This window comes from Rhizobium sp. Leaf311, assembly GCF_001423445.1.
In the GTDB taxonomy this organism is placed as follows: Bacteria; Pseudomonadota; Alphaproteobacteria; order Rhizobiales; family Rhizobiaceae; genus Agrobacterium.
In genome coordinates, this window is sequence record NZ_LMNZ01000020.1 from 20,240 (window position 1) to 40,911 (window position 20,672).

The following is a 20,672-nucleotide window of genomic DNA, read 5'->3' on the forward strand; positions in this document are numbered from 1 at the left end:
GTGCATCTCGGACGCCAGCCAGTAACGGGGCGGCAGTGGTCTGCGCGCCCCGGCATCAATTCCGTCAGAGCGTCAGCCTGAATTTGGCAAACCCCTCGGCCCCATCGCCGGCCTCCTCGATTTTCGCCCCCTTCACATCCTTGGCGTATTGACGCGCCTTCGGTCCGGTTTCGAAAATGGCTGTCGTGTTTGCGACCGGCGCAAAAGACCAGTTGTCATCGGCGGCGGGATTGATGGTCCCCTCGGCAATGATGTAGCGGACGATCACGTCGCGGTTGGTGTCGGGTGCCACAAAGATGATCTTATCGGAGGAAATACCCGGGAACTTTCCGCCGCCACTGGCGCGGTAATTGTTTGTCGCAACGACAAATTCCTGCTCGGGGTCGATGGGTTTGCCTTCGAATTGAAGATTGACGATGCGGCTGCTTGGCGGATTGACTGCCTTGCCATCCTTGTCGAATTTCGCAGGTTTCGAGATATCGATCTGATAGGTGACCCCGTCGATAACGTCGAAATTATAGGACGGGAAATCGTTGTTGAGCAGAGGTGCGTCCTTTGCCCCCACTTCGACCGTGTTGAACATGCCCGCAGACATCTCCAGCCAGTCCTTGACCTGAGCACCGGTGATGAGGACCGCCTGCACTGTGTTTGGATAAAGATAAAGGTCCGCCACGTTCTTGATGGCAATGTCACCGGCGGGGACATCGGTGTAGTAGTCCGAGCCGCCACGGCCGCCTGCCTTGAAGGGCGCTGCTGCCGATAGCACCGGCAGGTCCTTATACTGGCCGTCCTTCAGCATGTCCTTGATGTACCAGGTCTGGGCGTTGGACACGATCTGCACGGATGGATCGTCTGCCACCAGCGCAAAATAGGAATAGAGCGGCGCGGATGTCTTGCCCACGGGGCGGCGGACATAGGCAAGTGCTGCCTCGTGGTCAGCCTTGACGGCGGTTATGACTTCGGCCTTGTCCTTCACGTCAGCCACGATCTTGCGGTTGTCGTCACGGTGATAGATCGGGCGCGCTTCGGTGGTGAAGTCCACGATCTTCCAGCTCTTGCCGTCCTTCTCCAGCAGCAGGTCGATGAGGCCCATATGGGAGCCCCAGAAGCCAGCCATGACGGCAGGCTTGCCCATCAACGTGCCCTTTACGGGATCGGCGCCCTCTATCCCGTCCCAGGTCTTGGGGCCGGGGAAGACGAGGTGCTGGTGGCCGGTAAAGACGGCATCAATGTCTTTGACGCCAGCCAGATAGAGTGAAGCGTTTTCCATGCGCTCGCTCTGGCCCTTGCCCTCGATGCCGGAGTGGGACAGCGCGATGATGATATCGGCGCCCTGTTCCTTCATGACAGGAACCCAGGCCTTGGCAGCTTCGACGATATCGCGGGTCTGCGCCTTACCTTCCAGATTCTTGGCATCCCACATCATGATCTGCGGCGGCACGAAGCCGATGACACCGATCTTGACCGGGCTGCTTGCCCCGGAGCCGTCCTTTATCTGTTTTTCGAGGATGACGTAGGGCTTGAAGAACAGGTCGTCCTGCTTCGGGTCGGATGCGAGCTGACCCTTGGTCAGGTTTGCGCAGACATATGGAAAGCCTGCACCGGCCAAGGTGTTGAACATGAAGTCGAGCCCGTAATTGAACTCGTGATTGCCCAGTGTGCCGCAATCATAACCCAGAACATTCATGGCGTTGATGACCGGGTGCTTGTCTCCCGCCTTCATTCCACGCTCATAGGCAATGTAATCACCCAGCGGGTTGCCCTGTAGAAAGTCGCCATTGTCGACCAACATCGTATTGCCTGCCTCGGCGCGGATGCTGTCTATGATGGATGCGGTGCGTGCAAGGCCCAAGGTGTCGTTCGGCTTGTCGGCGTAATAATCATAGGGGAAGACATGGACATGGATATCGGTGGTTTCCATGATGCGCAGATGCGCCTGATTGGCCTGTGCACGCGCCGCAAAGGGATGAAGCATGACCAACGCCGAGGAGGCGGCGATGCCTCCCAGCAGAGAACGTCGCGTGATGGGATGAAGGCCGATGAGGGAAGACATGGAAACTCCTGCAATGATTTCAGGCTGCATGGGAAGGTGTCAGCGTAAAACGAATTGCCGAGGAGTCCATCATCAAAATGACATGCGTATGATTTGCCCCGTATTTTCGGGCGGCCTTGTCAAAATTCCTTATACGGCAAGTGTCGGCTTCACGTCTTCATGGAAGAAGCGGAAATAGGACGAAATCTGCGCCAGCGTGTTGGTTGAAAGCTGCAGCTGCAGCCCGAGCCTGTTTCTATGCTGCCACTGGACGATGCCTTCGATGTGGCCCAGATCTTCGCTCTGAACCTTGACCCGGCTTCCCTTTGCGGCGGCAAAGGGGCCTTCAAGTTCAAGCGCCATCCCCGTGGCTGAAAGATCGACGACGCGACCTTTCACAGACTGATTGACGTAGTGGACCGTTCCGAAGATGCGTGTCTTGCTGCGGTCTGCGCCGCGCTTATGCGTGCTCAATGTGCCGGACATTGCCATTCCCTTTTGACTACAGGTCAAAATCGCATGGAAAATTTGAAGCCGGCTTATCGATTTCGGTAAAATCTACCGCAATCGCCCATTTATACCCTGTCGATCCGGCACTGGTAGCAATTGTTGCGCGCCGAGCGCACATGCACATAGGAGACGTCATCGCGTATCAGAAGCTCTTTTGCGCGGTCCCTGATGGCGTCTGTTGGCGTGACCGCGCCGGTTCCATAGATTATGCGGTTGGAAGCGCTGTAGCCGCGGACGATGTAATCCGTGCTGTCGAGCATGGGCGGCAGGACCTCCTTGGCGACATAGGTTGCACAAGCTTCAGCGTGAATGAAAATCGGACCCGTTTCAGCAAAGGGTTGCAGGTCTGGAAAAGGTCGATAGGCAAGCAGCAGCACGCGTTCACCGTCTCTGATCTGGCCTAGACAGGCGCGGCAGGGGAGAGATCCGCTTGCGATCGAGGATTCGGGTTGTTGCCCATAGGCGTCCAGCTTTCCGTTGCGATAGGCCTCGGCTTCCTCTGCTGGCATTGCGGTGAAAGTAATGCGCGCCATATTGGCTCTCCTGCGTTGCTTGTTTGTCGCTATGCGCTTCAAAGAGTCGTGTATCCACCCGTTTCTTGCGTAAAGACGCAACTAGCCCATTGCTTGAATCGTTGAGTATGGCAATCAATCGAACGTCCTCGTTTTTGAAAGTTGACGTCCATGCTGCGCAGGTTGATGACCGCTTCCCTGGTCACGGTTTTTTCGTTCGTTTCACCTGCAGCCCATGCGCAAACCGCTCCCGCGCTGGATGGCCTTTCCGATGAGCAGCTGCAGCAGACGGTCAATTTCGTCATCGGAAATGCGATCTTCAGCCTCTTTCACGAAGCATCGCGTATGCTCATCTCCGATCTGGCCTTGCCCGATGCGGGAGCAGGCCGCGATTCCGCGGATCAGCTCGCCGGGACCATGATGCTGGAGGCGAACGAGGAATGGCTGGATACAGCCATCGTCAACGCCACCGACAGCTGGTATCTGGCCCGTTCGGCAGGTGCGTTGCCGGATCATAATGCGCCGCTCTATTCGGTTCTGGTGCCAAACCCCACTCGTGATCGCCAGATGGCGTGCCTGATGGTTGGCAAGGACGCTGGTGGCTACGGTGATCTGGCCGACATGATGGGGCTGCCGAAAGGCGACTGGAAGGCCTGCGAGGCCTCTTATCCTCAGACAGTATCCCATTGGAACGAGCTGCTGAAGCCGCATGTTGCCAAGGCCGGTGCCACGAAATTCGTGTCGCGCTATGAGCCGGTTCGCGATCCATTTCTGGATATCTATGCTACGATCCTCAAGGAATCCAAGGTTCTGGACCTGATTGCACGCAGCTTTACCGGCTATGCGCTCAAGGGCGAAGTCAAGCTGACGGCCCGCACCTGCGGCAGACCTGATGTCTACTGGTCAGCCGAAAAGCGGGAAATCACCTATTGCTATGAAATGGCACGGTTCCATGGCGAACTGATAGCCGCCCATCTCGCAGCCGCGGGCAACGAAAAGGAAAGCAATCCTGCTCAGGAAATTCCGACCGCGGTCAATCTGGGGCAGGAACTGTAACCTGACGGCGGCGCGGATCTCGTAACCTGCGCCTTTGCCAAGAATTGTGTCGCTGATGTGAAAACGGTGCCTGGAGAGACCCCACGCACCGTTTATCGTTAGCCGGTCAATTGCGGCGGGAAATTTCCAGATACTCGCTATCTGTCAGAGGCTCTACCCATGCCTGATAGGTGCTGACGGGTGAGAAGCCCATCATCTGGTAAAGCTGCAGCGCGCGGGGGTGGTCCAGCGTGTTGGTGGAAACGATAACTTTCTTTGGATTATCCTGCCACGCCGAATAGAGCGCCTGCAGGAGGAACCATTTGCCAACGCCCGCACCAATCGCTTCTTCCATCAATCCGAAATAGGCGAGCTCGGTGACATCGGCGTCGAGTTTTTGCAGTTCGAAGAAGCCTGCTGGCGCACCGTTCATGTAGAGCACGGTCACGCAATTGGCTGGATCGCGCAGCGTTGCCGAAAGCTCTGCATCGCTCATGCGCATTCGCCTGTGCCAATGCCAGCGTTTTCCCACACGCCAGTAGAGGTAGCGGTAAAAATGCAGGGGAATATTCGTCGTCCGCATGATGGCGGTCTGGATGTTGACCGGCACCGGCAGGCTGACCTTCGGTGCGGACGTCATTTCCAGCTGTGTCACATGTGCCTTCAGCGGGCCATGGACCTGCGTCGGGATGGGCTCTGCCGGGCCGGTTACGACAGGCGTGTCGTCCTTGCTGCCCCATTCCGACCAGGAACCATCATAGAGCGCATTGTCCGTGTGCCCAAGCGATTCCAGTGCCAGCGTAATGACGGCAGCGGTTACGCCAGAGCCGCAGCTGGTGACGACGGGCTGAGACAGATCAATGCCCGCTTCCGTTATCATCTTGCGGATTGTCGGCAGGTCCTTGAACTGGCCGTTCTCGGAAAAGGCCGTGGCAGGCAGATTGCGTGCACCCGGCATATGGCCTGAGCGCATTCCGGCGCGTGGCTCTGCCTCTTCGCCCGTGAAACGACCGGCGCCGCGCGCATCGGCAATCTGCTCTTCGCCGCTGTCAACGAGGGCGCGCATTGCCGAAAAGGAAACGACGCGCTTGGGCTTAAAATGCGGATCGAAAATGGCGGGCTCTATGACAGGTGTACCAGTCTCCAGTGGCTTGCCTGCGGCCTTCCAGCCGTCCAGCCCACCATCCAACACGTAAACCTGTTCTGCGCCCATAACGCGCAGCATCCACCACACGCGCGGCGCGGAGAAAAAGCCCGGACCATCGTAAACGACGATGGTGTCATGCTCGCCAATTCCGAGCTTTCCGACTTCATCGGCAAAAAACTGGGGTGAGGGCAGGGAGTGCGGCAGGCCGGTATCGTGGTCTGCGATGACATCCTGATCGAAGAACACTGCGCCGGGCAGATGACCGGCCAGATACTCCTCCTTGCCGTTGCGCTTGTGCGCCGGCAGATACCAGGAGGCATCGACCAGACGAAAATGCGGGGTGCCGAGCTGCTGCTCTACCCAATCCGCCGAAACGACGAAGCGGCTTTTATCCGTGCTCACGATAATTCTCCCACAATCAGGCGGATGCGTCGGGTTTTCCAAAGCGAATTCGGAAGCGACGGTTCTCCTTGCCCTTTTTTTCGATCTTGGCGATGTAGATCTCGCCAACTTCCTGCGTCTCGGACACATGAGTGCCCCCGCAGGGTTGGCTGTCAACTGCCGAATCCTCGCCGATACAGACAAGGCTTACACGGCCCAGGCCAAGCGGCGGCCGGACATTCTTGGATTTGACGATATCAGGATTGGCGGCAAGTTCTTCGTCGGTGATCCATTTCAGAAAAACCGGGTGGTTCTGCTGAACGAGGTCCATCAGCTTTGAGGTAACCTCGTCCTTGTCGATGGTTTCGGACATATCGAAGTCGACACGCGATTCGTCCTCGCCCACCGCAGCACCCGTAATCGGCCACGGGCAAACCACGGACAGGAGGTGACAGGCCGTATGCATACGCATCAGCCTGTAGCGACGTTGCCAGTCTATATGGAGGGTCAGCTTTTCGCCAAGCTCCGGAGCGGCTTGTCCCTCGGTGGGGACATGGATGATGACGCTTTTATCTGCGCCGTGTTTCGTCAGTCCGATCTCTATCTTAGAGCCGTCGGTGCGTTCGAGGAAACCGGTATCTCCGGGCTGGCCGCCGGATGTGGCATAGAAACAGGTCTGATCCAGCTCTATGCCACCATCTTCGTGAACTGCCGTTACAACCGCTTCGCATGTGGACAGGTAGAAGTCGTCACGAAACAGGGCATTCACGGGCATTGACACTCACCTCAGGCAGTTTCGTAGGGCACCGAAATCTCCCGCTTCTCCGTGAGCCAGACTGGAAGGGGCAGCCCCTTGGACAGCAGGAAGGCAGGGTTGAAAAGCTTCGATTGATAACGGTTGCCATAGTCACAAAGAATGGTGACGATTGTATGCCCCGGACCGAGGTCGCGGGCAAGCCTAATCGCACCGGCAACGTTAATTCCGGATGAACCGCCCAGCGACAGTCCCTCGTTCATGACGAGATCAAACACAATCGGCAGGGCCTCTGCATCTGGAATGCGATAGGCAAAGTCCGGCTGGAAACCTTCCAGATTGGCCGTGATGCGGCCCTGTCCAATTCCTTCCGTAATGGAAGATCCCTCGGATTTCAGTGTTCCATTCTTGTAGAATTCATAGAGGGCGGCGCCTTCCGGGTCGGCCAGGCCGATCTTGATATCCGAATTGAAGTCGCGCAAGCCATCCGCCACACCGGCAAGGGTGCCACCGGAACCGACGGCGCAGACAAAGCCATCTACCTTGCCATCGGTCTGATCCCAGATTTCCGGAGCCGTGGTTTCGATATGCGCCTGGCGATTGGCGATATTGTCGAACTGGTTGGCCCAGATTGCTCCGTTCGGATCGGTGGCCGCAAGCTGCTTTGCCAGTCGGCCGGAAACCTTGACGTAATTGTTGGGGTTGGAATAGGGCGCTGCCGGCACTTCGATCAGCTGCGCGCCAAGCAGCTTCAATGCGTCTTTCTTTTCCTGGCTCTGGGTTTCCGGAATGACGATGACGGTCTTGTAGCCCAGTGCATTTGCGACAAGGGACAGGCCGATGCCGGTATTGCCAGCAGTACCTTCCACGATGGTGCCGCCGGGGCGCAACAGGCCGCGCCGTTCGGCATCCTTGATAATATAGAGCGCGGCACGATCCTTGACGGATTGGCCGGGATTCATGAATTCGGCCTTGCCGAGAATTTCGCACCCGGTCGCCTCAGACGCTGCATTCAAGCGGATAAGCGGCGTGTTGCCAATGGCTGTGATCACAGAGCTATGAATGGTCATGATGGGGCCTTTTGATCTGTCGCGAAGATGATGCCGTTATCTCCTCGTCTACAGGCGTTGTGACAAGAAATTATCTTCCGGTGAATAGGTCTCTTGCGCAAAATCTTCCCGATAGCGCCGCTTATCCACTTTTCTTGATGTCCGAATAGGCGGCGAGCGCCCGTTTCCGAGCCGTATCGTGGTGAACGAGCGGCTGCGGGTAAGTTTTGCCAAGTTCCACGCCTGCTTTCTCCAGCGCCGCCTTGGGCGCTTCGAACGGCTTGTGAATAAACTTCTTTTCCAGCTTGGAAAGCTCGGGAACGAAGGTTTTGACGTATTCGCCTTCGGGGTCGAATTTCTCGCCCTGCAAAATGGGGTTGAAGATCCTGAAAAACGGCGACGCATCCGCGCCAGAGCCTGCGACCCACTGCCAGTTGGCGGCATTGGAGGCGGGGTCGGCATCAACAAGCGTATCGCGGAACCACTCCTCGCCCTTGCGCCAATCGATCAGGAGATGCTTGATGAGGAAGGAGGCCGTGATCATCCGCACGCGATTGTGCATGACGCCATGTTTCCACAGCTGGCGCATACCGGCATCTACGATTGGATATCCTGTCTTGCCCTTCTTCCACGCGTTGAATTTGGCTCTGTCCGTCTGCCACTCGAAGGCATCGAAGGCGTCGTTCCAGTTTTTCTTATCCAGGTGCGGGAAGTGGAACAGCAGGTGGTAACAGAATTCCCGCCAGGCGATCTCCTTGCGAAAGCGGCTGACGTCGTTTGAACTCACATGCCGTGAAAGACCCTGCGTGGCAGCCCAAAGCTGGGCAGGCGATATTTCGCCCATGGTCAGATGCGGAGACAGCATCGAGGTGGCGGGATTTGCGGGAAAGTCGCGGCCTTCCTCGTAGCCTTTCAAGGCGCCATCCACGAAGTCTTTCAGCTTGTCCGCTGCCGCTGCCTCGCCGGGCTTCCAGACCTCGTCAAAATCCTTGGCCCAGTTTGGTTTGGTGGGGAGCAGCTTCCAATCCGCCAGTTTCTCGGATTTTGGCCAACTGGATGGGGACGGTATGGACTTCGGCGCGGGCAGGGGTTCGTCCGGCTCCTCGCCGCCTTCGAGCGCCCGCCAGAATGGTGTGTAAACCCGGTAGGGCCCGCCGCTTTTCGTCTTGAGCTGCGAGGGCTCATGCAGAAGATATCCGGCGAAACTCTCGACTTCGAAACCATCGTCACGAAACGTCTTTTTGATCGTCTGGTCGGTTTCCATACCCGCGGGATCGTATCGGCGGTTCCAGAATATGCTGCTCGCTCCGGTCTCCTCGCAAAGCGATTTGAGAACCGACTCCGGCTTTCCCGAACGCAGGATCAGCCTGGATCCCGCCTTCTCCATCGCCTTCGACAATGTGTCGAGCGAGTGGTGCAGCCACCAGGTCTGTGCCGCTCCCAGAGGACCATTCGTCGTGGCCTCGTCCTCACGGATATAGATGGGCACCACGGTATCGCCATGGTCGATTGCTGCCTGTAGCGCTCGGTTGTCTGCAAGGCGTAAGTCCTTACGAAACCACACTAGAACGGAATTTTTCGTCTTCGTCATATGCCCCTCGGTTCACTGGACCTTGAATGATTGTTGAAGAGCTTTGTTCCGTCAAACAGTCTACAATCACGCCCTCTACGAACATAATTTTCAAGGGGTAAATTATTATCTCTTGAAACCATTTGCACCGGAACCATATGTCGGGTCCGGCGTTAGAGGCGGGTTAATTGAGTATGGAAGTCCAATCAATGATGCTGAACGACGTCAAATGGGAAGCCCCCGTTATTATTTCCCTGGAAAATGGCGCACCCAGAACCTTCAACGGCGTTTACGAGGCTTTTGATTTTTTGCAGCATGAGTGGCCAAGCCGTTCTGGCAAGGTCTATGAGCAGGCGCTGAGGCTGTGCAGAGCTTCGCTTCTTGGAAGCGTGGCTGGCGAGATCGCCCGCATAGCCTTCATCGAGGCCAGCCGTGATGCGCACTGCCTCGTGGATACGCAGAAACTCGCCTCCTGAACCAGATTTACGGATTGATCGCAACGACAGCCACCCGCCATAAAAGCCGGGTGGCTTTTGCTTTTCGGGCATCCGCCACTCAATGATCTCGAAATGTGGCAGAGCACAAAAACCGACTTGCAGAATACTTAAGATAACCTTAAGAAAATCCCTTAAGAAACGTTCTAATTTTCGCCTATATCTGGTCAAATTCTCGCTGGATTGGCGGAATAGATCGACCGTCATCGGCGGCCAGCGCAAAATGAATGAGCGCTTTCCGCCGCTGTACTCTGAATATGCACACAACACTTCCGACGGGGCAGGGCCGATGTGTTTGCGTGCTTCTAAAGGGCGAGAATTTGAAAGTAACTGCGTTCGTTCTGGCTGCGTCACTTTGCGCAGCGTTCACTGCTCCTGCATCTGCTGGAATGCTCAATCAAGCTGAGCGGTATTCCGGCCTTCATGAGGGCAAAAACAACAAGACCTTGAAGGCAATTCTCGGTGTAAACCCACGCAAGACACCCTGGTGTGGCCATTTCCTGAGTGTCGTGGCAGAAAAATCAGGCCGCCAGCCGCCTAAATCTTCCGGATTTGCAAAGTCCTGGACGTCATTCGGTTACGCCGTACCCACAAGTGGTGCAAAGCCCGGCGACGTTGTGGTGGTCAGAAGCGGCAGGAGTTATCATGCCGGTATCCTAAAGAGCCTCAACAAAAATACCGCCCAGATTCTGGGCGGCAATCAGTCCGGTCGCGTTCAGGTGTCGAACTTCAGCAGGAAGTCCATCGTTTCGGTGCGCCGCTAGAACGTATGCGGTTAAGGCTGCTCTCGTGTGCCGGGAGCAGCATCGCGCTGATCGTCATCTTCGAGATCCGTTGCGACAATAAAGGCGTCCTCGTGCTGTCGAGCCGCCTGACGACGCGCCCTCAGGTTCATGTCGCCATCAGGGTCCACTTCTTCCGGATCGCCCTTGAGTTCGCGCTCAGTATGAAAATCAGCGACATCCTTGTCGTCAATGTCCAGCGCGTTTTTGTGCTTCTCGTCCATTGTAATTCTCCTTGGTATGAAGGAACAACGGGCGGGCACCCCTGAGGTTCCGCAAAAGGATTGTTGGTGCCCTCAGGAACCAACCTTGCTGATCATTTGTTTCTCCCACAATCAAACCTTAAGGAGGACGACATGGTTGATCGTGACGCAGAAATTCGCAGGAAGGCCTACGAGAAGTGGGAGCAGGAGGGCCGCCGCGAAGGCGACCACGAGCGCCACTGGAGCGAAGCCGAGCAGGAAGTAGGCTTTACTGGAGAAGAAACGTCTTCCGCAGCCCAGTCGATGAAAAATGAACAGGCAGACGCCCACAACAACAGCAAGGACGAGGATCTGGAGGAAGGCCTGGAAGACAGCTTTCCAGCCAGCGACCCGATCTCCGCTACATCGACGACAACATCGGGAAGCGCGAATAACAACATGAACAGCAAGAGTTCTGCGCAGCGCCGCTAACTCCTGCACTTGTAGCCCAATGCGAAAACACAAGGCGTCATTCCAAGAATGGCGCCTTTTTCATGCCGTCCGAAGCATCAGCATTAAGCAGACCATTTCGGCAGGGAATCCGTTGCGTGATCTCAAGGCCAGTTTTCATGGGTGGCAGTGAAGGTAAGGTGAGAGGCAGACGGGACCTTTGGAGCCGCGTTCTGCCGTCCTTGAAATCACCTACTGCGAAGATAGGCGCGAGAAAGCCCAGGTCCCGCCAACCACCCCTAGTTTAGCCAAGCTTCGCGAAACTCTCTCTGACGAATTTTCCATCAATCTGTCCATGTGCCTAAATAGCTGAATGGCAAAATGGTTACGGAAGCTTCTCCGCCATAACAAAGGCCCGGCAGATTCATATGCCAGGCCTTTGCTTATGCTGATATCTTTCGAGGGCAAGTGGCTTAGAACTCTTCCCAGTTCTGTACTGCGACCGCTGCCGATCCACCACCGCCGACAGCGCGGGCCAGCTTGTTGACGAGATTGCGTGCGGGCGAGGGGGCTGCGACGTGCCGTGCCGGGGAGGCGACGGCCATGGGCGCTGCACCTGCACGGCCCGTTCCGCTATTGCCGAGCTGGAAGCGACTGACGAGCTGGCGCAGCTTATCGGCTTCGTTGGCCAAGGTACTGCTGGCCGCTGTAGCCTGTTCCACCATGGCGGCGTTCTGCTGCGTGGTCTGGTCCATCTGGTTCACGGCGGTGTTGACCTCTGAGAGACCGACAGACTGTTCGCGGGCCGATGTCGAGATCGCGTCCAGCTGGCCGTTGATGGCGGCTACGTGGTCATCGATCACCTTCAGCGCCTCGCCGGTTGCCGTGACGAGTTTGACGCCACTTTCCACTTCGTCGGCAGACGTGCGGATAAGATCCTTGATCTCCTTTGCCGCCTGCGCCGAGCGCTGTGCCAGTTCGCGCACTTCCTGGGCAACGACGGCAAAGCCCTTGCCGGCTTCACCCGCGCGGGCGGCTTCAACACCGGCATTCAACGCCAGGAGGTTGGTCTGGAATGCGATTTCGTCGATGACGCCGATGATGTTGGAAATCTGGTTGGACGAAGCCTCTATGCGCTGCATGGCGTTGACGGCATTGGCCACTACCTCACCCGACTGACGTGCCGACTTGTTGGCGTCGACCGCCATCTCGCGAGCTTCCTCGGTGCGATGTGTGGAATTCTTGACGTTGACCGTGATTTCGTCGAGCGCAGCTGCGGTTTCTTCCAGTGCTGCGGCCTGCTGCTCGGTACGCTTGGACAGGTCGTTGGCGCTGGCAGAGAGTTCCCGTGAGCCGCTATCGATGGCGCGGGTTGCATCAGCCACGGAAGACAGGGTTTCACGCAACTGGGCGACGGCGGCATTGAAGTTGCTGCGCAGGCCTTCGAAGTCGGCCGCAAATGGGCGGCTCAGCTCAAAGCCGAGGTTACCGCCGGCCAGATGCTGCAGACCTTCTGCAAGACCGGTGGTGGCTTCTGCCATGTCCGCGGCGCGCTGACGATCGGCTTCTGCCACACGGGCGCGTTCCGCTTCCGACATATTGCGTTCGCTGGCCGCCTGTGTCTCCAGCTCGCGAGCCTTGAGGCCGGTATCCTTGAACACCTGCACGGCCTTGGCCATGGTGCCCACTTCATCGCGACGTTCCGTGCCTTCTACCTCGGCGGAAAGATTGCCCCCGGCAAGAATGCCCATTGTCGATGCCAACTGGCGAATGGGGCTTGATACTGAGGAGCGAATGACGAATGTCCCGAAGGCCAGCACGATGCCCATTCCAAGAACAATACCAGCCAGCGACGACATGACGATCGATTCTGTTTGAGACGTCAGTTCCACGCTTTGGACGTCGGTCAGCTTGATAATGCGAGCTGTGTTCTCCGTCATCATTGCAGATACGCGCGCAATTTCTGGCTGACACTTCTCAAAGAACTTCTGTTGAAGTTGCTTGTTTTCTTCTGGGTCAGTCGTTGCCATGCCTGCTGCGACCAAACCACTGCACACCGTGTCAGCAACACGCAGACCTTCGTTCTTGGCCTCCACCAGCAACTTGTCGGTAGGTAAGGCCTTCGCTGCCACGTCCATCTGCTCGATGAAGCGTGCGCGAGAAGCATCAAATTCGGCCTTGGACTTATTTAAGGCAGCCTGATCGGTTGCCATAAGCACCTCGCCAACAGAGCCGCGCATTGACTGAAAGCTACGATTTGCTCGCGAAGATGCAATTGCAGCATTAACTTCCTCTTCCAGGAGGCCACTATAAGAATCGTCAATATTTTTCATTTTATTTGAAGTATAAATTGCAACACCTAGACAAAATACTGTGCTAAGTGCCATAATTATCATAAATTTAGTTAATATTGGCAGGTTTTTCAATTTTTATCCCCTAGGGTTTTCCTATAAATGGGTGGGTGTGCAATTGATTTAACTACGAAAATCTGACCGTTTTTTATTAAGTAAATTGCAAATACTATATTAATTAAATTTGCGAATAGTTGTATTTTATTGCGGAATGAATTGTTAATTTATAAGCTTGTCGTTTAGTCATTTGTCAATTTTTCAGTGCAGCTGACCGCAAATTTCGCACTTTTCAGTTTTGAACTTTGTCAAAAGTCAAATACCGGACCTTCCATCGCCGATTTGCTGGATTGTCGGGTTTCATTCTTTTTATACATTTGCATGAAGGGAAGCCGACGCCAGATTTCGCCGGGATCTGAGGATCCAGATAAGCGGTTCTGACTCGGAGGACAGTCGAATCGAAGCTCAAACCGTATGGCGGTTAGCCTCGCTGTGCTGGCGCTGTCTTGGAAGGAGAAGACGGAGAACGCTATCGTTCAGGAATCACTGACAACTGTGGTTGAGGCAGCAAAACGGTATCAGCCAATCAGTGGGGGTGTGTTATGTAAAGTATGTTTGCTGATTTTGCAGCGTACCACTTAACCATATCGGTAGAAGTGGCTCCCCGGGCCGGATTCGAACCGGCGACCTGTCGATTAACAGTCGAATGCTCTACCGCTGAGCTACCAGGGAACGTGCGCTGCTTGGCGCGGTGTGAGCGGGGTAATACAAATGCTTTTCCCTTTTGCCAAGCGGTTTTTTTAAAAAAAATGCATCAGTCTTGTTTTATCCACCGAAGTCCCCACGTTTCTGGGAATGTTGACCTTAAAAAAAATTCACATCGTCTTCTTTAGCGGGGGTGTTTTGCGATGACTTTTGGCATTCACCCGAAAACCGGGCGCCTTCATTTGGGAAAATGGAGTGTTGCGATGCCGCGTTCGCGAGTCGGGCGCATCATTATCGGCGTTTTGCTGATCGTCGGCGGTGTGCTCGGATTTCTTCCGATCCTCGGCTTCTGGATGGTGCCGCTCGGGCTCCTCGTGCTTTCGCAGGATTTGCCGTTTGTAAGGCGCCAGAGGCGGCGCCTTACGGTTTGGTGGGCAAACAGGCGGCGCGACAGGCAAGCGCGCCGTGGAGGCACTACGCGCCCGTGAGAGAGTTGCTGAGGCCTTGTCCTGCCCAGAACGCTCCATAAGCCAGAATGGCGAAATAGATCGTCGTGAGGACAAGGAACAGATAGCCGCCAAGAACGGTCGCGCCGTCGCGCTGGATCATCCCTGCGGAAAACAGCAGAATGGCAACGCCGGGCAGGGTGTTGGAGAAGGGCACGAAACCGAGCGGCATCATCAACAGAACACCGGCCGTCATAATCGCAAGGCCGTTCACCCGCGCCATAACCGTCCCTGTTGTCAGGCCGGGCAGGCGAGGGCGCATATATCGATCCAGCTTCGAGACGATGTTGACGCCCTTCTCCAGCGCCGGCACCAGACGGGCGGTTTCCATTTCCTTGTCCAGAATGCGTTTGGGAAGCCACGGAAGACGGTTGAGCGTGATTGCGAGACTGATCATGACGATCGCTGCACCGAACACAGTGCTGACACCCGGTATGGAAACGGGGATGAGAAACGGCAGGCAGGCAATGGCGCACATCAGCAGCAAGCCCTGCTCGCCGATTGCTTCCATCAAATCCCGCAATGTGATCGTTTTTCCACTCAGGTTTCCGATCAATCTCTGCAATACCGTGCTGAGACTTTCAGACGTGTCCGTAAAGGTGAAGTTTTGCGTCATTACTTATCCTGAGGCTATTTTTCCTTCCGGATAGATAGCATCGTCGATATGTCATGCCTATGGCAAACCAACCCGCTTCACACCAACGTCGGGCATCAATGTCTGCTGGGATGGCGCGACAGTCTAGTGCGAGACCCAGGAATTATAAGCGCCGATGGCCAGAACCGCCAGAAGAATGCCGACGATGAACGGGTTGATAGAAGTAACGAAGCCGACATAGTCCATAACTATTTCCTCCTCCATGCGTCCCGCTGAAATTATAGTTCAGATTGACCTCCACTGCCAGTAAAAATGGATTTTTTTCCGTGGTGCAACATATGGTTTACTGTTGCCCCCGGGTTTGCGGGGGCTTAATTCTGCTGCAATGCAAAATAATGGTCGATGTTCGACGATTTACTGCTCCGCAGCATTTGCCACCGGGCATGACGGCGGCTAGAACGGCCCTGTGAAAGAGGTGCGCGATGCTCAAAGGATTATATGCTTGGACAATGGCTCTTGCCGCCCGGAAGACAGCTGTATGGTGGCTCGCCATCGTCGCTTTCGTGGAAAGCTCCATCTTCGTCGTTCCCGCCGATGTCCTCTTCATTCCCATGGTACTGGCAAAGCCACGGCGTGCGATGTTCTATGCGGCAGTTGCGACGATCGCATCCGTATTAGGGGGCATCGGTGGCTGGTATCTGGGGCACTACGCCTTTGAAAGCGTAGCGCGGCCTGTGCTGGAGTTCTATGGGAAGCTGGAAAGCTTTGAGCACATGAAGGCATCGGTCGATTATGAAACGATCTTGCTGCTTCTGGTCACATCGGGCCTTGCGCATCTTCCACCAATCAAGGTCGTGACCATTCTTTCCGGTGCCGCCAATATCAGCCTTGGCCTGTTCATCCTGTCTGCCGTTGTCACACGCGCCGCCCGCTTCTTCATTCTGGCTGGGCTGTTGCAGCGATATGGCGAGTCGATCAGGCACTTCATTGAAAAGCGTCTTGCGGTCATTACCGCCGTGGGAGCAGGGGCCTTGATTGCGGTCTATGCTGTCTATGTCTTTGCCCGGTGACACCCATCGCGGCCGTGACCTGACCGCCGGATGCAAAGGACTTCCGTGTTCAGCTTGCTGTCAGAAATGATGGCCATCGTCCTGTTGAACAACAGGAAAGATGAATATGCGCATTCTTTTGGTCCGTGGCTTTGCGATTGCTTTGGCTCTACCTGCAATCTTTTTCACCTATTTCGGATTGCTGCTGGTTTCGGGAAATTTCCACGAAGTCATCCCCGGGCAGGTCTACCGCTCAAGCCAGTTGAGCGACAGCCAACTGGCGCAGTATGTCAAAGCAAACGGCATCAAGACGATCATTAATCTCCGTGGTGAGAACGAAAGATCGTCATGGTACAGGCACGAAACACAAACCGCTGAAAAACTGGGTGTGCAGCACATCGACTTTGGAATGTCTGCCCGCAAGCAACTTGCGCTGGCCCGCATGACGCAGCTGGCGCAAATCATGCGTGACGCGCCAAAGCCTATCCTCATCCACTGTAAGTCCGGTGCCGACCGCACAGGCCTCGCATCCGCAATCTATGTCAGCCGTGTGGCCGGTCTGGATGAGGAAACGGCGGAACAGCAGCTTTCAATCCGCTATGGGCATCTCGGCATACCTTACCTGTCGTCCGCCTATGCCATGGATAGAAGCTGGGAAGAGCTCGAACACTTGCAAACGCTTACATCGATGACCGACGTGCCAAAGGATATGATCTGAGGGTTGAAGATGCGGCCTCATTCTTCAGGCGAACGAGGTATGGGGGATACCTCGGAGGAAATGGTCGGAGCGGCGGGATTCGAACCCACGACCCCTTGACCCCCAGTCGGGTAGTTAAACGCTAGAGGCCTTATATTCCAGCGCCTTTGGGAATTTCAGTTTACAGACCACCACTTTACTGGCCCACAGAAATCAAGGTTATCCCGCTTCGCCTGTAAACCGTTTTTGGCGATTCTCGATGCTCTCCACAGCCGCGCTCGACACCAGATAGTGCTTGCGAATGATCGTCTCGGCGTCCTTTTCAGAGTGACCGGACACTTCGGCTATTTCCTTGATCGAAGCGCCGTTCCGATAGGCGAGAGTGACGAAAGTTCCCCGCAGGTCGTGGAAGGTCTTTCCTTCAATCCCAGCCTTCTCTACGGCCTTGCGCCAAGACGATTTAAAGCCGGTCGCCCAAGGCTGGCCTTGACCATTGGTCAGGATCGTAACGGAGTTGCCACGCTTCACTCCGTCCAGATGTCTCTTCAGCTCATCAGAGACTTTTACCCTGACGTGCGATCCGGTCTTAGACTGGCGCAGATAGATGGAATGGCCGTCATATGCCTTCCATGTCAGCTTGAGCAAATCCCCCTGTCTCTGCCCCGTCCAGACTGCCAGCAAGAGTGCGCGCACCAGCGGCTCCGATGATGGCTTAATCTCCCAAGAACCGGCCGCGTCTTTTTTCCCGTTTCGGAAAACGTCGATATCGTCATCTGTCCAGATCACGTCACGGCGCGATCCGTCGCTGACCTTTTCCACGCGCTCCAGCGGGTGACGCTCAATCATTTCCCGATCGAGGCCAAACCACAAAATACGCTTCAGCACGCTCATGTAGAGGTCTGCTTTGCGTGGGTGAGTTTGGGCGATCTCATCGCGCCATTGCAGGAATGTGGTTCTGGTGCCGGGAGCGGATATCTGTGAGGCGGGCATCTCAAAGAAACTGGCTTCAATCTCTTTGATTGCGAAATCGTACCCTTCGCGAGTGCTCGGCTTAAGACCGGTATAAGCGGGCGATTTGAGATATTCCCGGATGATTTCGGCTAGGCATCCCTTATAGGGAGCGTCTGGGCGGTCACGCTGCAAGCGGACAAACTCAGCCGTGAACTCGATAGCATTCGAGGGGTCGGCCTTGATCCGCGGACCTCCTCGCCATGCATAGTGGTAGAAGACGACTTGTCCGCTAGCCAGCTTTTTTCTTACTTTGTGGACGCCCACCAAGTCGACCTTCACGTTGAGCCCTCCATTCGGAGAGGCTATTGCTTGTAGGAACTGGCGCCAAGTCAACTGAACATGGCTTGTGAGTTACGGGGATATCGGGGGCAACGCGGATAATTCTTCCGTCCACCTCGATCTCCACGCGCACGCCCTTGGATAGGGCAATATCGGCCATGCGCTTCAGGTCGGCCGATTTGACGAGTGCTGCTGCTGTCATCCCTCGCTCCTTTCAAGCGCCGCTCTGCCCGTCCAAGTCAGACCAACGACGCGACCGCCATCGTTCCATTTCGATGGCTCTGCAAGACCTTGCTTGATGAGACCTCGCAGAGGTGCATTAGGGTGGCTTTTGTATTCGGCCATAGGCTTGGTTTTGAGGTCAGAGAGTAATTCCATCTCGCTCTGGGCATACATCAACGCTCCTCCGATTGCAGGGTACGCTTAGAGGCCTCGACCAAAGCAAGATGATACTTGTCCATCAGGGCGTAAGCACCGGACAGATTTTCGCAGACATAGGCCCCGATCTCTGTGTTCATCTGCAAGTTCTGGATAATCTCAGGCGTCAACTCCTTCGGGACTAAGCACCAACCATCAGGCGCCCGCCTTGCGTCCTTCCCGCGCTGATCTGCTTCGGATAGGAGTGTGCGGAGGCGAAGGATTTCCTGGGCCATTTGCATTTGAGAGCCACTTATTGACATCGCGCCAGAGGCCATCAAATCAATGTCCATATCCGTAAGCGTAAATTGGTGAGGTTGTTCGCTCATGGCTTTTCCTCCAGCTTGGCGGCGGGTGCTGCGGCTACCAATTCGGCGTATATACGAGAAGCCGTTAGATTGGAGACAACAAATTCAGGCCCGTATTTTACCATCAAACTGTAAGCGGCGTTCTTCAACTGCGAAGCAGTCGTTTCTTTCGGCACAAGCTGCCAGCCGTCCGGCACTGCCACGTCCTGCACCTGTGCGGAGAGGGCGGATGCATAGAGCGGCGTGATCGTTGCTTTACCGTCTTGACTCTTGGTCCTACGAAGACGAGTTATCAGGGACTTTGCCCTGTACTCAGTGTACAGAAGCTCTTCCCCCCATCCTTCAACGCGAACGTTAAAAGCGAACGGTTTGTGTACTACTTGGATTTCATCACAATCACGGCAGATAGAGTGCCTGCCTTCTTTTCCTGTTCCACAGCAGGTAGGGCACGGCTCTTCATTAATGTTTCCGTGCCCAGCTAAAATGAATTCTACACCGCTGCCTTTGCAGAATTCGCAGTCTGTCTTCACCGGCTCCGCGTCCGTCGATAGGGCGTGATCGGGTGGCTCTCCATTCGCAGCTTCCCATCCATCGTTGAAGCCAGCTCTGTATGAGCGTTCTTCAATAGATAACGCCGCAATTGCAGCCTTAGCCGCCTCAACAGGATCAACATACACAAGCCCAGACTGGCATCCTTCACCGGCATCAAGGATTGCGTTGGCGACTTTCTTGATCGTATCAGTTACCATGGGTGTCTCCAGTACTGGAAAGGGCGGCGCGGGCATTGATCAGCGCGCCAGCCAATAGCGTCCACTGGCGGCCAGGAACTGCCCCGAGATTTGATACCTCGCCAGCCTCGCGCACTAGCTTGGTGAGTGCTTCCCGCAACTTGCTCTCTCTGGAATCTGCTGCATCACGCTCACGGCGCACCGTTTCAGCATCGGCGGCATAGTTGCTTGCCTGGATGCGAAGCTGAGCGTTCTCGCGCTGCAAGCTTTCGAGGGTGGAGAGAAGCTCGGAGATGGCGACCGGATTGACGGCGGCGATATAGTGCATATTTGCAATCGCCTCCGACAATGGCGGCGCATCATTGCCACCTTCGCCAATGAGCTTGCCGTTATCCACGTGGATTGTGCAGATAGCGCCGCTGATGCCTTCGCTTAAAATCGACTGGCACTGGCATTTCCCTCCACCGCCGAGATGACCCGCGTGCCACGGCCCCGGCGTCACGCCCACCAGCGCCTTCTTGATTGCTGTGATCGTATCTGCGGTCATGGCGTATCCTCGCGATAGAACGTGACGGGCCGGAATATGACGGACTTCTTCGGCTTTTCAGATTTGGCGAAACCCGGAGACTTGATCTTGCCGGCCGGTCTGATGACGCCGCTTGCCTTATCGCGCTGCCGGTTGGACTTCGCGATCTGCTTCACATCGTTGCGGGTTTTAAACTTGTGACATTGGACGCAGATGGCCAGACAGTTCTTAAGGCTGTTGTCGCCGCCCAGAGCGTCCGGCACAGCGTGATCGTACTGAACGCCGAGGGATAGACTGCAATTGCACCGCTGCCCTTCCGCGAAGCCATAGCGCGTGCCTGTGGCCTCGCATTTGATATCGGCCCTCTTCAAAGCTTCCTGCTTTGTCTTCCGCGTGAATTCCTTCCGGGCCATCACACATTCCCTCCCAACGCTCGGGTCATCTCGTCCCGCTTGCGCTTTTCCAGTTCGCGAACACTTCCGGTTCTGCCGTGTGTTCGCTTCGCCTGTTTGATTGCGGCGTCTATGTCGGATTGCCACCGGTAGGCCCGGGCAAGCTTCTGCCTTGCGCGCCATGACTGCCATAGGTGTATCGTGCGGCGGATC

Annotated in this window: 22 protein-coding genes and 1 tRNA gene; 7 read left to right on the forward strand and 16 right to left on the reverse strand. The window is 55.8% G+C overall.

Annotated features, from left to right (window positions below):
* Positions 1–64: 64 nt before the first annotated feature.
* The 3 genes from ASF69_RS16750 to ASF69_RS16760 all read right to left on the reverse strand — a co-directional run bounded on the left by ASF69_RS16750 (position 65) and on the right by ASF69_RS16760 (position 3,075).
* Positions 65–2,053, reverse strand: a complete 1,989-nt coding sequence (locus ASF69_RS16750) for a bifunctional 2',3'-cyclic-nucleotide 2'-phosphodiesterase/3'-nucleotidase (protein WP_062589862.1) — start codon at positions 2,051–2,053, stop codon at positions 65–67.
* Between the two features lie 129 nt (positions 2,054–2,182).
* The gene (locus tag ASF69_RS16755; protein ID WP_062589863.1) at positions 2,183–2,518 is read right to left on the reverse strand and encodes a PilZ domain-containing protein; all 336 of its coding nucleotides are present in this window, start codon (positions 2,516–2,518) and stop codon (positions 2,183–2,185) included.
* A gap of 89 nt (positions 2,519–2,607) precedes the next feature.
* Positions 2,608–3,075, reverse strand: coding sequence for a DUF1203 domain-containing protein (locus ASF69_RS16760; RefSeq protein ID WP_062589350.1), 468 nt, complete (start codon positions 3,073–3,075; stop codon positions 2,608–2,610).
* Positions 3,076–3,240: 165 nt separating this feature from the next.
* Here ASF69_RS16760 and ASF69_RS16765 point away from each other — a divergent pair, with 165 nt between their 5' ends.
* The gene (locus ASF69_RS16765) at positions 3,241–4,110 is read left to right on the forward strand and encodes a DUF4344 domain-containing metallopeptidase (protein WP_244475505.1); all 870 of its coding nucleotides are present in this window, start codon (positions 3,241–3,243) and stop codon (positions 4,108–4,110) included.
* A 106-nt stretch (positions 4,111–4,216) separates the two neighbouring features.
* On the opposite strand, the gene sseA is transcribed toward ASF69_RS16765, so the two are convergent.
* From sseA to ASF69_RS16785, 4 genes are all read right to left on the reverse strand, one after another.
* Positions 4,217–5,638, reverse strand: a complete 1,422-nt coding sequence (gene sseA / locus ASF69_RS16770) for a 3-mercaptopyruvate sulfurtransferase (RefSeq protein WP_062589352.1) — start codon at positions 5,636–5,638, stop codon at positions 4,217–4,219.
* A 16-nt stretch (positions 5,639–5,654) separates the two neighbouring features.
* Positions 5,655–6,392, reverse strand: coding sequence for an alanyl-tRNA editing protein (locus ASF69_RS16775; RefSeq protein WP_062589354.1), 738 nt, complete (start codon positions 6,390–6,392; stop codon positions 5,655–5,657).
* 11 nt (positions 6,393–6,403) lie between these two features.
* Positions 6,404–7,441 (reverse strand): cysteine synthase A, encoded by a 1,038-nt coding sequence (locus tag ASF69_RS16780; RefSeq protein WP_062589355.1) that lies wholly within the window; start codon positions 7,439–7,441, stop codon positions 6,404–6,406.
* A 121-nt stretch (positions 7,442–7,562) separates the two neighbouring features.
* Complete coding sequence (locus ASF69_RS16785) at positions 7,563–9,011, reverse strand: deoxyribodipyrimidine photo-lyase (RefSeq protein WP_062589356.1); 1,449 nt, start codon at positions 9,009–9,011, stop codon at positions 7,563–7,565.
* A 188-nt stretch (positions 9,012–9,199) separates the two neighbouring features.
* Here ASF69_RS16785 and ASF69_RS16790 point away from each other — a divergent pair, with 188 nt between their 5' ends.
* Together ASF69_RS16790 and ASF69_RS16795 are read left to right on the forward strand one after the other, a co-directional pair.
* Positions 9,200–9,466, forward strand: a complete 267-nt coding sequence (locus ASF69_RS16790; protein ID WP_062589357.1) for a DUF982 domain-containing protein — start codon at positions 9,200–9,202, stop codon at positions 9,464–9,466.
* Between the two features lie 407 nt (positions 9,467–9,873).
* Positions 9,874–10,248: a TIGR02594 family protein gene (locus tag ASF69_RS16795; protein WP_082469762.1), complete on the forward strand. Its 375-nt coding sequence runs from the start codon at positions 9,874–9,876 to the stop codon at positions 10,246–10,248.
* Between the two features lie 11 nt (positions 10,249–10,259).
* On the opposite strand, the gene ASF69_RS16800 is transcribed toward ASF69_RS16795, so the two are convergent.
* On the reverse strand, positions 10,260–10,490 hold the full coding sequence (locus tag ASF69_RS16800; RefSeq protein ID WP_062589358.1) for a hypothetical protein: 231 nt from the start codon (positions 10,488–10,490) through the stop codon (positions 10,260–10,262).
* A gap of 132 nt (positions 10,491–10,622) precedes the next feature.
* Between ASF69_RS16800 and ASF69_RS16805 the strand changes: the two genes are divergently transcribed.
* Positions 10,623–10,940 carry a DUF2934 domain-containing protein gene (locus ASF69_RS16805; protein WP_062589359.1) on the forward strand — a complete coding sequence of 106 codons (318 nt, stop codon included), beginning with the start codon at positions 10,623–10,625 and terminating at the stop codon, positions 10,938–10,940.
* A gap of 431 nt (positions 10,941–11,371) precedes the next feature.
* On the opposite strand, the gene ASF69_RS16810 is transcribed toward ASF69_RS16805, so the two are convergent.
* Both ASF69_RS16810 and ASF69_RS16815 read right to left on the reverse strand, forming a co-directional pair.
* Positions 11,372–13,324 (reverse strand): HAMP domain-containing methyl-accepting chemotaxis protein, encoded by a 1,953-nt coding sequence (locus tag ASF69_RS16810; protein WP_062589360.1) that lies wholly within the window; start codon positions 13,322–13,324, stop codon positions 11,372–11,374.
* 579 nt (positions 13,325–13,903) lie between these two features.
* Positions 13,904–13,978, reverse strand: a tRNA-Asn gene (locus ASF69_RS16815).
* Between the two features lie 176 nt (positions 13,979–14,154).
* Here ASF69_RS16815 and ASF69_RS16820 point away from each other — a divergent pair.
* A complete protein-coding gene (locus ASF69_RS16820) occupies positions 14,155–14,439 on the forward strand; it encodes a hypothetical protein (RefSeq protein WP_062589361.1) in 285 nt (94 codons plus the stop codon).
* Here the strand turns inward: ASF69_RS16820 and ASF69_RS16825 are convergent.
* The gene (locus tag ASF69_RS16825; protein WP_062589362.1) at positions 14,426–15,073 is read right to left on the reverse strand and encodes an exopolysaccharide biosynthesis protein; all 648 of its coding nucleotides are present in this window, start codon (positions 15,071–15,073) and stop codon (positions 14,426–14,428) included. The genes ASF69_RS16820 and ASF69_RS16825 overlap by 14 nt on opposite strands.
* Positions 15,074–15,534: 461 nt before the next feature.
* On the opposite strand from ASF69_RS16825, the gene ASF69_RS16830 reads away from it, so the two are divergent.
* Positions 15,535–16,122 carry a YqaA family protein gene (locus ASF69_RS16830; RefSeq protein ID WP_062589363.1) on the forward strand — a complete coding sequence of 196 codons (588 nt, stop codon included), beginning with the start codon at positions 15,535–15,537 and terminating at the stop codon, positions 16,120–16,122.
* Positions 16,123–16,222: 100 nt separating this feature from the next.
* Positions 16,223–16,819 carry a dual specificity protein phosphatase family protein gene (locus ASF69_RS16835; RefSeq protein WP_082469763.1) on the forward strand — a complete coding sequence of 199 codons (597 nt, stop codon included), beginning with the start codon at positions 16,223–16,225 and terminating at the stop codon, positions 16,817–16,819.
* A 198-nt stretch (positions 16,820–17,017) separates the two neighbouring features.
* Here the strand turns inward: ASF69_RS16835 and ASF69_RS16840 are convergent, their stop codons facing one another.
* From ASF69_RS16840 to ASF69_RS16865, 5 genes are all read right to left on the reverse strand, one after another.
* Positions 17,018–18,142 (reverse strand): tyrosine-type recombinase/integrase, encoded by a 1,125-nt coding sequence (locus tag ASF69_RS16840; protein WP_156462093.1) that lies wholly within the window; start codon positions 18,140–18,142, stop codon positions 17,018–17,020.
* Positions 18,143–18,483: 341 nt separating this feature from the next.
* A complete protein-coding gene (locus ASF69_RS16850; protein ID WP_062589366.1) occupies positions 18,484–18,834 on the reverse strand; it encodes a hypothetical protein in 351 nt (116 codons plus the stop codon).
* Positions 18,831–19,562, reverse strand: a complete 732-nt coding sequence (locus ASF69_RS16855) for a hypothetical protein (protein WP_062589367.1) — start codon at positions 19,560–19,562, stop codon at positions 18,831–18,833. The genes ASF69_RS16850 and ASF69_RS16855 overlap by 4 nt, the downstream gene beginning before the upstream one ends.
* Positions 19,552–20,088, reverse strand: a complete 537-nt coding sequence (locus ASF69_RS16860) for a hypothetical protein (protein ID WP_062589368.1) — start codon at positions 20,086–20,088, stop codon at positions 19,552–19,554. The genes ASF69_RS16855 and ASF69_RS16860 overlap by 11 nt, the downstream gene beginning before the upstream one ends.
* A complete protein-coding gene (locus ASF69_RS16865; protein ID WP_062589369.1) occupies positions 20,085–20,480 on the reverse strand; it encodes an HNH endonuclease in 396 nt (131 codons plus the stop codon). Before ASF69_RS16865 ends, ASF69_RS16860 begins: the two co-directional genes overlap by 4 nt.
* Between the last annotated feature and the right edge of the window lie 192 nt (positions 20,481–20,672).

Excerpts from the sequence above, each read along its gene's own strand:
- ASF69_RS16750 (WP_062589862.1), bottom strand. The coding sequence starts at position 2,053 with ATGTCTTCCCTCATCGGCCTTCATCCCATCACGCGACGTTCTCTGCTG.
- ASF69_RS16755 (WP_062589863.1), bottom strand. The coding sequence starts at position 2,518 with ATGTCCGGCACATTGAGCACGCATAAGCGCGGCGCAGACCGCAGCAAG.
- ASF69_RS16760 (WP_062589350.1), bottom strand. The coding sequence starts at position 3,075 with ATGGCGCGCATTACTTTCACCGCAATGCCAGCAGAGGAAGCCGAGGCC.
- ASF69_RS16765 (WP_244475505.1), top strand. The coding sequence starts at position 3,241 with ATGACCGCTTCCCTGGTCACGGTTTTTTCGTTCGTTTCACCTGCAGCC.
- ASF69_RS16775 (WP_062589354.1), bottom strand. The coding sequence starts at position 6,392 with ATGCCCGTGAATGCCCTGTTTCGTGACGACTTCTACCTGTCCACATGC.
- ASF69_RS16780 (WP_062589355.1), bottom strand. The coding sequence starts at position 7,441 with ATGACCATTCATAGCTCTGTGATCACAGCCATTGGCAACACGCCGCTT.
- ASF69_RS16785 (WP_062589356.1), bottom strand. The coding sequence starts at position 9,011 with ATGACGAAGACGAAAAATTCCGTTCTAGTGTGGTTTCGTAAGGACTTA.
- ASF69_RS16790 (WP_062589357.1), top strand. The coding sequence starts at position 9,200 with ATGATGCTGAACGACGTCAAATGGGAAGCCCCCGTTATTATTTCCCTG.
- ASF69_RS16795 (WP_082469762.1), top strand. The coding sequence starts at position 9,874 with ATGCTCAATCAAGCTGAGCGGTATTCCGGCCTTCATGAGGGCAAAAAC.
- ASF69_RS16800 (WP_062589358.1), bottom strand. The coding sequence starts at position 10,490 with ATGGACGAGAAGCACAAAAACGCGCTGGACATTGACGACAAGGATGTC.
- ASF69_RS16805 (WP_062589359.1), top strand. The coding sequence starts at position 10,623 with ATGGTTGATCGTGACGCAGAAATTCGCAGGAAGGCCTACGAGAAGTGG.
- ASF69_RS16820 (WP_062589361.1), top strand. The coding sequence starts at position 14,155 with ATGACTTTTGGCATTCACCCGAAAACCGGGCGCCTTCATTTGGGAAAA.
- ASF69_RS16825 (WP_062589362.1), bottom strand. The coding sequence starts at position 15,073 with ATGACGCAAAACTTCACCTTTACGGACACGTCTGAAAGTCTCAGCACG.
- ASF69_RS16830 (WP_062589363.1), top strand. The coding sequence starts at position 15,535 with ATGCTCAAAGGATTATATGCTTGGACAATGGCTCTTGCCGCCCGGAAG.
- ASF69_RS16835 (WP_082469763.1), top strand. The coding sequence starts at position 16,223 with ATGAATATGCGCATTCTTTTGGTCCGTGGCTTTGCGATTGCTTTGGCT.
- ASF69_RS16850 (WP_062589366.1), bottom strand. The coding sequence starts at position 18,834 with ATGAGCGAACAACCTCACCAATTTACGCTTACGGATATGGACATTGAT.
- ASF69_RS16855 (WP_062589367.1), bottom strand. The coding sequence starts at position 19,562 with ATGGTAACTGATACGATCAAGAAAGTCGCCAACGCAATCCTTGATGCC.
- ASF69_RS16860 (WP_062589368.1), bottom strand. The coding sequence starts at position 20,088 with ATGACCGCAGATACGATCACAGCAATCAAGAAGGCGCTGGTGGGCGTG.
- ASF69_RS16865 (WP_062589369.1), bottom strand. The coding sequence starts at position 20,480 with ATGGCCCGGAAGGAATTCACGCGGAAGACAAAGCAGGAAGCTTTGAAG.